Source organism: Brevibacillus sp. FSL K6-2834 (assembly GCF_038592925.1).
In the GTDB taxonomy this organism is placed as follows: Bacteria; Bacillota; Bacilli; order Brevibacillales; family Brevibacillaceae; genus Brevibacillus; species Brevibacillus borstelensis.
Window position 1 is genome coordinate 1,663,549 of record NZ_CP151945.1, and the last position, 11,809, is coordinate 1,675,357.

Annotated in this window: 11 protein-coding genes; 7 read left to right on the forward strand and 4 right to left on the reverse strand. The window is 51.3% G+C overall.

Features of this window, described 5'->3' with window-relative positions; all coding sequences use genetic code 11:
- The first annotated feature begins 83 nt into the window (after positions 1 to 83).
- Entirely contained in the window at positions 84 to 2,096 is a 2,013-nt protein-coding gene (locus NST96_RS08250; protein ID WP_327986057.1) for a penicillin-binding transpeptidase domain-containing protein, read from the forward strand.
- A 93-nt stretch (positions 2,097 to 2,189) separates the two neighbouring features.
- On the opposite strand, the gene NST96_RS08255 is transcribed toward NST96_RS08250, so the two are convergent.
- The gene (locus NST96_RS08255) at positions 2,190 to 2,900 is read right to left on the reverse strand and encodes an FHA domain-containing protein (RefSeq protein WP_003387887.1); all 711 of its coding nucleotides are present in this window, start codon (positions 2,898 to 2,900) and stop codon (positions 2,190 to 2,192) included.
- A gap of 355 nt (positions 2,901 to 3,255) precedes the next feature.
- On the opposite strand from NST96_RS08255, the gene NST96_RS08260 reads away from it, so the two are divergent.
- The 3 genes from NST96_RS08260 to NST96_RS08270 all read left to right on the forward strand — a co-directional run bounded on the left by NST96_RS08260 (position 3,256) and on the right by NST96_RS08270 (position 6,007).
- A complete protein-coding gene (locus NST96_RS08260; protein WP_051925471.1) occupies positions 3,256 to 4,593 on the forward strand; it encodes a glycosyltransferase family 2 protein in 1,338 nt (445 codons plus the stop codon).
- Between the two features lie 299 nt (positions 4,594 to 4,892).
- The gene (locus NST96_RS08265) at positions 4,893 to 5,285 is read left to right on the forward strand and encodes a hypothetical protein (protein ID WP_031932279.1); all 393 of its coding nucleotides are present in this window, start codon (positions 4,893 to 4,895) and stop codon (positions 5,283 to 5,285) included.
- A gap of 176 nt (positions 5,286 to 5,461) precedes the next feature.
- Positions 5,462 to 6,007: a hypothetical protein gene (locus NST96_RS08270; protein ID WP_024984432.1), complete on the forward strand. Its 546-nt coding sequence runs from the start codon at positions 5,462 to 5,464 to the stop codon at positions 6,005 to 6,007.
- A 157-nt stretch (positions 6,008 to 6,164) separates the two neighbouring features.
- On the opposite strand, the gene NST96_RS08275 is transcribed toward NST96_RS08270, so the two are convergent.
- Positions 6,165 to 7,109: a TIGR01777 family oxidoreductase gene (locus NST96_RS08275; RefSeq protein ID WP_122958103.1), complete on the reverse strand. Its 945-nt coding sequence runs from the start codon at positions 7,107 to 7,109 to the stop codon at positions 6,165 to 6,167.
- 151 nt (positions 7,110 to 7,260) lie between these two features.
- Between NST96_RS08275 and NST96_RS08280 the strand changes: the two genes are divergently transcribed.
- The gene (locus NST96_RS08280) at positions 7,261 to 7,824 is read left to right on the forward strand and encodes a histidine phosphatase family protein (protein ID WP_342406006.1); all 564 of its coding nucleotides are present in this window, start codon (positions 7,261 to 7,263) and stop codon (positions 7,822 to 7,824) included.
- A 38-nt stretch (positions 7,825 to 7,862) separates the two neighbouring features.
- Here the strand turns inward: NST96_RS08280 and NST96_RS08285 are convergent, their stop codons facing one another.
- The gene (locus NST96_RS08285; RefSeq protein WP_039071107.1) at positions 7,863 to 8,972 is read right to left on the reverse strand and encodes an NADH-dependent flavin oxidoreductase; all 1,110 of its coding nucleotides are present in this window, start codon (positions 8,970 to 8,972) and stop codon (positions 7,863 to 7,865) included.
- Between the two features lie 222 nt (positions 8,973 to 9,194).
- Here NST96_RS08285 and NST96_RS08290 point away from each other — a divergent pair, with 222 nt between their 5' ends.
- A complete protein-coding gene (locus NST96_RS08290) occupies positions 9,195 to 10,418 on the forward strand; it encodes an RtcB family protein (RefSeq protein ID WP_327926891.1) in 1,224 nt (407 codons plus the stop codon).
- Positions 10,419 to 10,680: 262 nt separating this feature from the next.
- On the opposite strand, the gene NST96_RS08295 is transcribed toward NST96_RS08290, so the two are convergent.
- Positions 10,681 to 11,343: a YHYH domain-containing protein gene (locus NST96_RS08295; RefSeq protein WP_024984427.1), complete on the reverse strand. Its 663-nt coding sequence runs from the start codon at positions 11,341 to 11,343 to the stop codon at positions 10,681 to 10,683.
- Between the two features lie 185 nt (positions 11,344 to 11,528).
- On the opposite strand from NST96_RS08295, the gene NST96_RS08300 reads away from it, so the two are divergent.
- A complete protein-coding gene (locus NST96_RS08300) occupies positions 11,529 to 11,723 on the forward strand; it encodes a hypothetical protein (RefSeq protein WP_003387876.1) in 195 nt (64 codons plus the stop codon).
- The last annotated feature ends 86 nt before the right edge of the window (positions 11,724 to 11,809 follow it).

The following is an 11,809-nucleotide window of genomic DNA, read 5'->3' on the forward strand; positions in this document are numbered from 1 at the left end:
CCTCTTCTGAGCGACCAGGAAAGGAATGCTATTATCATTCAATAAAGCAGGGTGAATGGACAGTGAAAAAACAGGTATGGACGATGGCTGCCTTCTTTTTCATCTTGGCTCTGGTTGGATGCAGCAAGCAGGAAGAAAACCCCGAGGATGTCGCGCAGGCGTATCTTTCCGACTGGCAGCAGCAGCATTTTTCAGAGATGTACGAACAATTGACGCCCGAGGCAAAAGCCGGGATGACTGCCGAACAATTCGCGCAGCGCTATGAGAAAATCTATGACGGGATCGAAGCAAAGAACCTTTCGATCGAGAAGATCTCCGTGGAGCAGCAGCCCGCTGGCAAAGACGAAGCGGAAAAAGCGGAAATGACCGTCCCTTATCACGTCAAAATGGACACGGTTGCCGGTCCGCTGGATTTCGACCATCAACTAAAGCTCAAAAAGACCGAGCTCGACAAGGAAACAAAGTGGCTGATCGAGTGGGAGCCCTCGCTTATTTTCCCGCAAATGGAAAAGGGAGATAAGGTGCGGGTGCAGACCATTAAAGCGGAGCGCGGCGAGATACTGGACAGACACGGAAACGGCTTGGCGCTAAACGGAGCAGCTCTGCAGCTTGGCATCATTCCGGGGAAGCTGGGGGAGTCCGCGGAAAAGAATAAAGCGGAACTGGCTGAGAAGCTGGGCATCAGCGTGGAGGAGATCGACAAAAAGCTGAGCGCTTCCTGGGTCAAGCCTGATTTATTTGTTCCCATCGCGTTTGCGGGGGAAGAAACCGCAGCGGAATACAGAAATGTCCCTTGGGTGAGTTTCCAGGATAAAAAACTGCGTGTCTATCCGTATGGCGAGGCTGCAGCGCACCTGACCGGATATATAGGCGAGATGAGTGCCGAGGAGCTGAAGCGGCACAAGGATCGGGGCTATCGTATCGGCGATCAAATCGGAAAAGCCGGCTTGGAACAAGTATTCGAAGACCGATTGAGAGGAAAAAACGGAGCGGTTATCGCCGTTGCCGATGAAAAAGGCAAGCAAAAAGCGGTGATTGCCGAAACGAAGGCTGTTCCGGGGGAAACGATCAAGCTGACCATCGATGCAAGCCTGCAGCAGGCCATCTACGACGAGGTAAAGCAGGAGTCGGCATCTGTCGCGGCTGTTCAGCCGAAGACGGGCGAAATTCTTGCTTTGTCGAGCAGCCCGTCATACGATCCGAATGCGTTCATACGCGGATTGTCCAGCCGTCAATACGAGCAGTGGCAGAACGATCCCCGGAATCCTTTTTTGAACCGGTTTTCAAAGGGGTATTCGCCCGGCTCCTCATTTAAAGTCGTCACGGCTGCGATCGGTCTGGATATAAATGCCATTGATCCCGGCGAAGAGAAACAAATCTCCGGGCTGACGTGGGCCAAAGACGGTTCGTGGGGCAACTATTTCGTCACGCGCGTCCATGCGGCGAAATCCGTCAATCTGCTGAAGTCTCTCATTTATTCGGACAACATATACTTCGCGCAGGCAGCACTGCAGATCGGTGCCGAAGCATTTGAAAAAGAGAGCGCCAAGTTCGGAATAGGCGAAGCATTGCCCATTCCCTATCCGTTTAGCAAGTCGCAGCTTTCGAACAGCGGCATCCAGAACGAAATTCTGCTTGCGGATACCGGCTACGGGCAGGGGGAAGTAAAGATGACCACGCTTCACGTCGCATTGGTTTATTCGGCACTCGTGAACGAAGGCAATATCCCTCGCCCCCTGCTGCTGGAAGATGGCAAGACAAAAGAGCCGGGCATCTGGAAGGAGCAAGCCATGACTCCCGAGACAGCGGCGCTATTGAGAAAAGACCTCATTCAAGCGGTCAGCAGCCCCGATGGAGTGGGACACGGCGCATATATTCCGGGGAAATCCATCGCCGGCAAGACCGGGACGGCAGAATTGAAACAGAGCAAAGACGCGGACGGCCAAGAAAACGGATGGTTTGTCGGATTTGATGCCGATGCTCCGGAGCTGCTGTTGTCCATGATGGTCGAAGATGTGAAAGGACGCGGAGGGAGCAGTGTCGTCACGAAGAAGGTCAAGCGTATCTTTCAGCAGGTGTTGAAGAATGCGTCGTAAAGCACAATTGTCGGGCAAGGGAAAGACTCGAACGTCAACAAGCAAGGACCGGTGAAGTGCACCGGTCCTTTGATGATGTCAAGCAGCAGCTATTTAGCAGCGGGAATGGGCTGGCGCCTGCGATTCTGTCTGTTGTGGCGGCAACAGCTTCAATATGTAACCTTTGCCTCTGATATTTTCAATAGTGACGGCGTGATTCGTTTTTTTGCGGATTCGGTAGAGAAGAGAATTGATTTCCTCCGAGCTGACGGAGGGAAGCAACGGGTCTGCCGGCCGCTCCGGCCATACATAGCGAATGATTTCGTCTTTGCCGACAAATTGCCGTTCCTTGCGCAACAAAAGCTCCAGACATCTGTATTCCTTTTCGGAAAAGTGAAAGCTGCGGCCATGAATCCAAATGATCTGTCTCACAGGGTCCTCCTCCAGAGGGGTACTGCCTTGCAGGAACAAGGGTTTAAAGTCCAATGTCTCTTCCAGATTTACCGGAGAAAAAACAAGAGCAACCATCCCCCTTGCAAATGAAATGCTGTCGGAGGCTGCGAGAATCGTCGGCACAAAGGGCATCAGCCGCTGCCCATTGACTTCTGTTCCATGCTTGCTGTCCAAATCCATAATATAGTAGTGATCGTTTTCAAAGGAAATCGATGCCTGTTTTCGAGAGACGTAGACGTTGTCAAATGCGATATCCGGTTCCCATGACCCATCTTTTCTTCCCAATAAGGTGCTGGATTGCAGAAGCCGAAAGGTTGATCCCCCGTCAAAAGGAAATCCGCGGATGACAACCAATTGTGACGGCAAACTCACAATGGATAACCTCCTTCTGATGATCAATGGATTTGCTTGTAAAAGTTATATTCTTTCATAGTACGACAGATCGTGATAGAATGTTTCATTGAGTTTTGTGAATCGGTATCCAATCGATTATGAAAGACGCCAGCATTCGCCTCCGCCCTGAGGCGGCTTTTTTGCTTCCGGACACTTTGGCCACAGCAGCCAACGTGGTTGCTATTCTTTGGTTGCATTTCCAAAAGGCTATCATGTAGCCCTTGCAATGCCATGAGGTATGCTGGTTATGTGTGCTGCCTTTCACAATCTTAGTCAAACATCACGGGAGCCTGTGGGGTTTCCGTGGCAGGGGGTCCTAGCTTTGCAGTCCAACATGAATTGCCCCAAACAACCATTAAATCGTGCGGCCTCCTCCAGATATATTTCGGTAAAGATGAAATTTTGGATCAGTCAATTGATTGCCGTTTCCTGGATGACCCTTTCAATTGTCCTGTCTTTGCCATGGGTCCATGATCTGGAGCAGTACATACCTTCGTTCGTCGCCATTGCCGTGATTGCGGGTATCTCTTACATACCGGGATATATGAATGCATTTATGATTGCCAGTCTGCTTGTGGATCGTCAACCGACCTTCAAGACGCTCGCTCCGAAAGAAGACATTACGATTGTGATCGCCTGCCGGAACGAGGAAAAAGGGATCGGAGAAACGCTCAACCAGATCGCCAAACAAGACCACGAGGGCAAGATAGACGTCATCGTAGTAGACAACGGCTCCATCGACCGAACGGCTGAAGTAGCGAAAGAGCTCGGCAAGCAGCTCGGCTTGGACATTCTGGTTGTTGAAGAGACCAGAGCCGGAAAGCATCACGCGCTGAACCGGGCCCTTCCTTTGGTGATGACCCGGTATGTCGTGACACTAGACGCCGATACGCTTCTGCATCCCCAAGCGATCCGCTATATCGTTGCCCGCATGCTGTCTGCGCCCGCAGATGTCAGTGCTGTGGCCGGAGCGGTGCTCGTTCGCAACAGCCGCGACAATTTCCTTTCAAAAATCCAGGAATGGGATTACTTTTTGGGTATTGCCAGCATCAAAAGATTACAAGGTTTATACCAAGGGACGCTTGTAGCACAGGGGGCCTTTTCCCTCTACGAAACGGATGCGATCCGAAATATCGGCGGGTGGCCGGATGCGATCGGAGAAGATATTGTGTTGACCTGGCGTTTGCTTGGCACCAACCAAAGAGTCTTCTTTGAACCGCTGGCCGTGGCTTTTACCGATGTTCCCACCACCTTCAAGCACTTTTTCAGACAGCGCAGCCGTTGGGCCAGAGGAATGATCGAGGCGTTGAAAGTGATAAAGCCGTGGCAGCAGCCGATTATGTTTGCCCGGTTCTTGACCGGCTACAACCTGCTCATGCCCTATCTCGATTTCGTGTACACGTTTTGCTGGCTTCCCGGCTTGGTCGCGGCCTTCTTTGGGCACTACTGGATTGTCGGACCGATTACCCTCCTCGTCCTGCCGTTGGCGCTTTTGCAAAATATGATTTTGTACCGCTACCAGAAATACGTCTTTCGCACTCTGGATCTGAAGATCAGACGGAACCGCTGGGGCTTTGTTGCATTTGTGCTTTGCTACCAGATGATCATGAGCCCGGTGTCTGTTTGCGGATATTTTCAGGAGTGTCTAAAGCTTGGCCGGGTCTGGAAATAGGTTTTTTTCCATTGAACAAAGCGAGTTTTTAAAGAAGAGAATCCGTTTTTCGACCTCACTTCTCGGTGAGGTTTTTTCTTTGCGAAAGTTAACTCTATTTCCACCTTTTGTTATAATCAATTCAACTCCTGACCACCCTTTTGAGGTTCCTTTGAAGCTTTTTGCCATTTTCAGACGTGTGCCTCTCCCGGCACACGTTGCGGCGCTGTATGGGGAGATCGGACCACATGCTGCTTGAAGGATTGGTGAAATGCTAGGAGCAAGGAAAAAAGCCATTTCTTGATCACGGAGGCACACATATGGCGCAGCATTTTATCGCAAGCATTCCGGCCAGCTTTCTGTTTGTTTTTGGAGCCGCACTTTTCTATTTTCAAGATCGGTTCATGGTGTTGCCGCTGGCGATGTTTACTTTCCCAACGGTACTTTTCCTGGGAATTCCCATGGCTATTGCGATTGACTGGTTGTTGAAGCCTATCGGCAATACGAAGCCTGTCAAGCGTTTTTTCATAGAAAGCCTGCTTTATGTAATCGCAGGTGTAGCCGCTACAGGGATTCTGTTTCTGATAGTGACGGGAAGATTTGTGCCATTTTCTTTCAAGTTCTATCTTTTGGGAGCATCTGCTTCGTATGTATACTTTTTGTGTCTATCGTTTGTCCGCTTAAAAGGTAGCAAAGCATCCTGTTCTAGCTAGATTTATAAAAGCGATGTTTGTCAGGAACAGTGAATAACAGGAGCAGGGCGTGCCAAGAAGAACGCATGTCGGGTGCTATATCCTTAAAGGAAACCTGCTGCTATCATTCTATGTTTATATCTTCTAACTTATGCGAGCCGCTCTCTCAATTTTTGATCAGGGAAGCCGGAGAACCTGTGAAGAATACTATCGGAAGAAGAATCTTTGACAGGGAAGTGAAGCGTATCAGAAAAACAGTCATTTTCTTGCTCGGCGTCGCTGCTGTCATGGTCATGTTTGTTTTCGGCCTGGGCAAAGAGAATCCGAAAGCAACGATAAAAGTAACAGTAAGCCATTTATCGAAAGAAGAGCAGGATGCGGCATCTGTCCCGGAAGCCAACAAAAAAGACCTCAGAAAACTTGAGGTCAGCGTACGGATCGATGACTCGAAAAGTGCAACGGACAGAAAGATCGAGCTTCCGTATCTGTCGACAGTAATCAAACAGTTCGACCAGTCGCGGGTGATTTCCACGAGTTCATTTGAACAAAACAATGTTGGCTCGGAGCCTTTTGCGATCTCGGAACAATCCGTCATCTTCGATGCGAGAGGATTGGATGAGGAGGCGATTCGGCGCATGTTTGAAACGTCATATGCGGTTGTAAGCTGGACATCAAAGGACAACGCAAAGACATACGACAGGTTCTCCATCGGAAATTTGCTGCATGTCCAGCAGGAACCGTAAATCCGATGCAACCAGGCGGAAGCTGCAAAAATGGTGATTTGAATGCATCAAAAAATAGCAGCTTGTTTTCCGCAAAAATAGCAGCTCTCTCTCTTCAAAATACTGACTCGCCTGCTGCATGGACAGGGGGCAAACGATAGCGTCTCGTGCCGCACGATCAGCGGAAAAAGGAGAAAGCGCCATGTTCGTTCGTCTCGATAATATCCCGCAATGCCTCTTCCAAATCGGTAAACCTGAATGAAAATCCCGCATCGAGCAGCTTTTTGGGGACGCAATTCCTCCCGGTCAAGGCAAGGCTGGGCTCTGTTCTCATGACCAGGTAGGCACCGAGCCATACCAATGGGGCCGGAGCAGGAGGAGCCCATCCCTTGTTCATGACCTTCCGCAATGTCTGCATGAATTCGCGGTTGGTCACAGGGGTGGGGCCGGTTGCGTTGTAGGTTCCCTGCAGCTGTTCGTTTTGGATCGCGGCGAAAATCATCTCGTTCAGATCATCGACGTGCAGCCAGCTAATGTATTGGTCGCCCGAGCCGACGGTGCCGCCGAGGTTGTATGTTACGAGGTTCATGAGCGGCTCCAGGGCGCCCCCGTTTTTCCCCAAGGCGAAGCCGATCCGCAGCAAAACTTTTCTCGTTTTTGGAAGCTCCACCGCAAAGAAGGCCTCCTCCCACCGTTTGCAAACCTCCACGGAAAAGCCTTCCCCGTGTGGAGCTTCTTCGTCGCAAAGCTGGCGGGTATCTCCAAAAATCGCAAGGGAGCCCGCCTGGACAAATACGGGAGGCGGATTTTTGCATGCCAGTATCGCATCTGTCAGTGCTTTGACAGAGGAAAGTCTGGACTGGATAATTTCCGCTTTATTTTTCTTGGTGTAGATACAATTGACGCTTTTTCCGGCAAAATTGACAACAGCTCGGCTGCCCTCGAGCTCGGCCGCCCATTCGCCGACCGCAGCCCCGTCCCAGGCAACGTACCTGGCATGCGGATTGTTTCCGGCGGCGCTGCGTGAGAGGATGACAGCTTCATAGCCTTTTTCTGATAGAAAGGAAGCGAACGCGTTCCCCAAAAAGCCGGAGCCGCCAGCGAGAATGATTTTATTGCTCACAGAATTCACCCTTCCATGGGTTGCGTTTTTGATCGGATATAACGCGAAGCGTCGTAACAGTTGTACATAGTTGAGTATACCAAAAATTGGATAGATGCGGGGGCAGAGGCTCATCTCCCTCCGTTTTTGGGTTTTGGAGGGGAGACGAGCAGTGAAGATTGGATTGGTAAGGCATTTTAAAGTGAAAAAAGATAATCCGGGAATGGCGTTGCTGAGCCAGAAGGAAGTGATGCAATGGTTTGCGGAATACGACGAGGCCGATGTCAAGACGGGGGAAGTAGACTTGGGAGGGATTGCCTGGACGAGATGCTACGCCAGCGATCTGCCGCGAGCAGTCAAAACGGCCGAGACCATCTACGACGGGGAGAATATCCGGACGGCAGCATTGAGAGAGATACCGATCTACCCGGTTTTTCGCGGGGAAGCCAAAATGCCCTTCTGGTGCTGGGCTTTCATACTCCGCGTGGCGTGGCTGTTGAATCATCCGTCCCAGCTTGAGGGAAAAAAAGCTGTGCAAGCGCGGATTTCAACGCTTTTGGACGATATTCTCTTAAAGGGCGGGGAAGATGTGCTGATCGTCGGTCACGCAGCTTTCATGCTGTTCATGCGAAAAGAGCTGGTGAACAGAGGCTTTAGAGGTCCGGCGCTGCGGACAATCGCCAATGGACGCCTGTATGTGTTTGAAAAAGCGGAGGGATCAGAGATTGGCCTCTGATCCCTTGTAATGGTATTGCGGAAAAATGCGAACGCCGCTCATTCCACCGGAAACCAACCGGGTACACCGGCGATCATTCTCCAGAGGGAATCAGGTATGGCCAACCTGGCCTGATCATCCTTGGCAATCGTCGTCTTGATCTCGTCTTCTCGTCCATCGGCGATTTTTTCGATCCAGTCCGGCTCCATGATCAGTTCTCGGCCCAGTGCAATCAGCGGTATTCCTGTTTGCAAAGCACGAACGGCATCCTGTGCGGTGCGAATGGCACCTACACCCATGACGGGAACCAGATGGCCGACACGCTCATGGATGATCTGGATGCGCGGACGGTCATCGTCGATCCCGCGCCTTGGGACTGACCAGAAATCGTTGAGAGAAATGTGCAGGTAATCGAGCGGCTTTGCAGCCAGAGCCTCGGCAAAGGGCAATGTGTCCGCCATTGTAATACCGGATGTTTCCGCTTCCTCGGGGGAGAGCCGGTATCCGATGATGAAAGGCTCTTTGGCGTACTGGCGGACGACCCGATGGACTTCGTCTACGACCGCCAGCGGAAACGCCATTCGCTTTTCCAGCGTTCCGCCCCAGCGGTCCTTGCGCCTGTTGGAATGCGGCGAAAAGAACTGTTGAATCAGAAAGCCGTTCGCCCCGTGGATTTCCACTCCGTCAAATCCTGCCTCGATCGCCCGTCTCGTCGCTTCTCCGAAGGTGCGGATGATCTCGACAATCTCTTCCTCGCGCAATTCGCGCGGGACTACGGCCCCTTCTTTTTCCATGGGGACAGCGCTTGCGCTGACGACATCGCCATTGGAGGCAGGGCACTGCCGGCCACCGTGGACAATTTGCAGAATGGCTTTGGCGCCGTGCTCCTTGATCGTGGAAGCAAGCCGGGCTAGTCCGGGAATCATTTCATCGCGATCGGCTGCTGCTGAACCGGGGAACCCGCCTTGAGCGCTGACAGTCGTGGATGCAGTGATCACCATGCCGACTCCGCGAGAACGGCGGCTGTAGTAGCTCAAATCATCGTCGGAAACGGATCCATCCGCGTTGGCGGCGGAAATGGTCATCGGTGCCATGCTGATCCGGTTCTTCAGCTCTACGCCGCAAGGAAGAACAAAAGGTTCGAAAATCGGTTGGAATCTATCGTTCATAGCATAAATCTCCTTATCTGGATGATTCGATTATCGGTCTGTTCCTAGCAGTCTTAGTTATGATTATAACGGGGCTTCACTGACAGGGATTGTCAGTAAAGAGAACAAGCCCAGACTTTGCCACCAAGAAAAAGAAAAGAAACTGTTGTATAATACTGGATACTATCCCAAAACAGACAATTCATAAATGATAAGTAAAGAAAAAAGGAGAAAAACGAAATCATGTACCAAACCATTGACAATGTAAGAGTGTGGGGGACCCCACTTGAAAATGCGGTATCGCAGGCCGTGACCTGCTCCAAATACGGCAATGTCGTCCAAGTATTGCTCATGGCGGACCACCACAAAGGGTACTCGCAGCCTGTCGGAGGCGTTGTCGTCTACGACGGACAAATCTCTCCTTCCGGCGTCGGGTACGACATCGCCTGCGGAAACAAGGCCGTCCGTACCGACCTCCGCTATGAGGAAATCAAGACGAAAATCCCGCAAATCATGGATGAGATCGCCAAAACCATTTCCTTTGGAATCGGGCGGGTCAACAACGAGAAGGTCGATCACGATCTATTCGAAGAGGAAGATTGGTACGTGTACAAGCAGATCGGCAAACACGAGCACGACTCCCTGAAGGCTTTGGCCAAAAGCCAGCTCGGTACCGTGGGAAGCGGGAACCATTTCGTCGATCTGTTCGTGGAGGAAGCGACGGGAATGGTGTGGATCGCCAACCATTTCGGCAGTCGCGGGTTTGGACACAAGACAGCCAGCGGATTTTTGAATCTGGCGAATGGGCGAAAGTTTTCGGACAAGGCACCGGGCGAGAGCATGGATCAGCCGCCGACGCTGCTCGATTTGGACAGCGAGCTGGGCGAGATGTATTTCAAGGCGATGACGCTTGCGGGCAAATACGCGTATGCAGGCCGTGACTATGTGATCGATCAGGTTTTAGGCATTCTCGGTGCGGAAACAACTTTCGAGGTTCATAACCATCACAATTTCGCCTGGAAGGAAATGCATGACGGCAAAGAGTACGTGGTCGTCAGAAAAGGGGCGACGCCATCAGCGCCGGGTCAGCTTGGCTTTATCGGGGGCAGCATGGGTGATTTGTCCGTCATCGTGAAAGGAAAGGATACACAGGAAAACAAGGAGGCCTTTTACAGCACAGTGCACGGAGCAGGTAGAATCATGAGCCGTACCGAGGCGGCCGGCAGGATGAATTGGAAAACGCGCAAGCGCAGCGGCGGCAAAATTACCGTGGAGCAGATGAAGCGGGCGATCAGCGAGTTTGGCGTGGAGCTTCGCGGAGCGGGAACGGATGAGAGTCCGTTCGTATACAAAAAGCTGTCCGAGGTACTGCGGGCCCATGAGGAGACGGTAGAGGTTTTGCATGTATTGAAGCCCATCGGTGTTTGCATGGCGGGTGCGGATGAGTTTGATCCGTATAAGGATTGAGTGTTCGTAAGTGTAAAGCGTTGTAAAGCATCGGACTTAGGGGGAGCTGTAGGGCTGTCCCTCCTTTTACATTTGCAGCAATATGGAAGGAAGACGGCTGATCACGGCCCAAGGAGCCAATTGAAAAAGGGAAAAGAGCAAATTTTGTGAGAGCAAGGAAAGCAGAGGATGCAAAGGGGGATGGGACACCTGTTGAGCCGGGGAAAACGCGGGTTTGTGTCCGCGGCTTATCAAGGTGTCCCAAGCAGGACGCTCTAGCGCGTTACCAAGCTACGGTACCGGAGAGAAATCCTTTTATCGCGTTTCCTTGACTATCCGTTGTCGAAATATAATACCATTCCCCGCTTTTCCCCAACGCCTGCACCGTAGTGTTTTTCGTCAGCGACCCGTTGGCGCTTCCAGAGGCAGAAGGAATGGCAAAGACGTAAGCCTTGTCCACTTGCACGGTAACATTCTTCGGCTGAATCGATTCGTACTGGGTGATGACGGTTTTCGGAATGTAACCGATGCGTCCGTCGGCAAAATGATAAGTAATCCATCCTTCAACCGTCCCATGATCCTGGGCTATAGTTCCGTACTCTACCTGACCGATCATATAATCATCATGCTGAACAGGTTGAATGTAAACCATTGCTGATTTGACGGCGATGATTGGTATGATGACAGGGGCAGGTGCTGATGACTGTTGCGGAGCAGGCTTCGGGGTCGACTTTGGAGATGGTGGGCTGCTCTTGCCAGATGAGCTTGAGCTCGACCCTCCGCTATTGTGGTAATGATACTCTCCGTATCGGAGTCCCCACTTTTCACAGTTGGTTCGACAGGTGTGGCCTCCATTCGCATCCGTTCTGCCCGGATGGGCAAATGAAGCCGGAAGAATCGAGAACGCCAAGACTAGTAAAAGAAGAAAGATGATTCCCTTTTTCAAAGAATATACCCTCCTTTTTCCATTTCTTCTATTATAATAGATTGCCTGTGCTTTTTGGGGAAAGTTAGCGAAAATCCGATTATTGTTCGAGAAAGGGGCAGGGCCGACCCAATCTATGCTATGCTTATCTCGTGTAAACCATTTCCAGTGAAGGTCGCCCCAACATAAAAAGGAGGATGATTGAGATGGAAACGACGGCCACACCATGCCCCAAATGCTATGCAACGGAATGGGGAAAGGGAAAGCAAAGCGGGTATGCCTCCATAGCCCCCATGAACAAAATCTTTTCTACCAATTCTGCTGTGATCCATATCATTTGTACGAGCTGCGGATACATTCTGGAAAGCTATGTGGAAAAGCCGGCCAAGTTCCAGGAGTAGCACATGAAGCGGCTAATCAAAAAAGCCTCGCCAGGACCATGCCAAAGACCGAAAGCCAACATTTCTATCATATACCGGAGGGCTAA

Excerpts from the sequence above, each read along its gene's own strand:
- NST96_RS08250 (WP_327986057.1), top strand. The coding sequence starts at position 84 with ATGGCTGCCTTCTTTTTCATCTTGGCTCTGGTTGGATGCAGCAAGCAG.
- NST96_RS08260 (WP_051925471.1), top strand. The coding sequence starts at position 3,256 with ATGAATTGCCCCAAACAACCATTAAATCGTGCGGCCTCCTCCAGATAT.
- NST96_RS08265 (WP_031932279.1), top strand. The coding sequence starts at position 4,893 with ATGGCGCAGCATTTTATCGCAAGCATTCCGGCCAGCTTTCTGTTTGTT.
- NST96_RS08285 (WP_039071107.1), bottom strand. The coding sequence starts at position 8,972 with ATGAACGATAGATTCCAACCGATTTTCGAACCTTTTGTTCTTCCTTGC.
- NST96_RS08290 (WP_327926891.1), top strand. The coding sequence starts at position 9,195 with ATGTACCAAACCATTGACAATGTAAGAGTGTGGGGGACCCCACTTGAA.
- NST96_RS08300 (WP_003387876.1), top strand. The coding sequence starts at position 11,529 with ATGGAAACGACGGCCACACCATGCCCCAAATGCTATGCAACGGAATGG.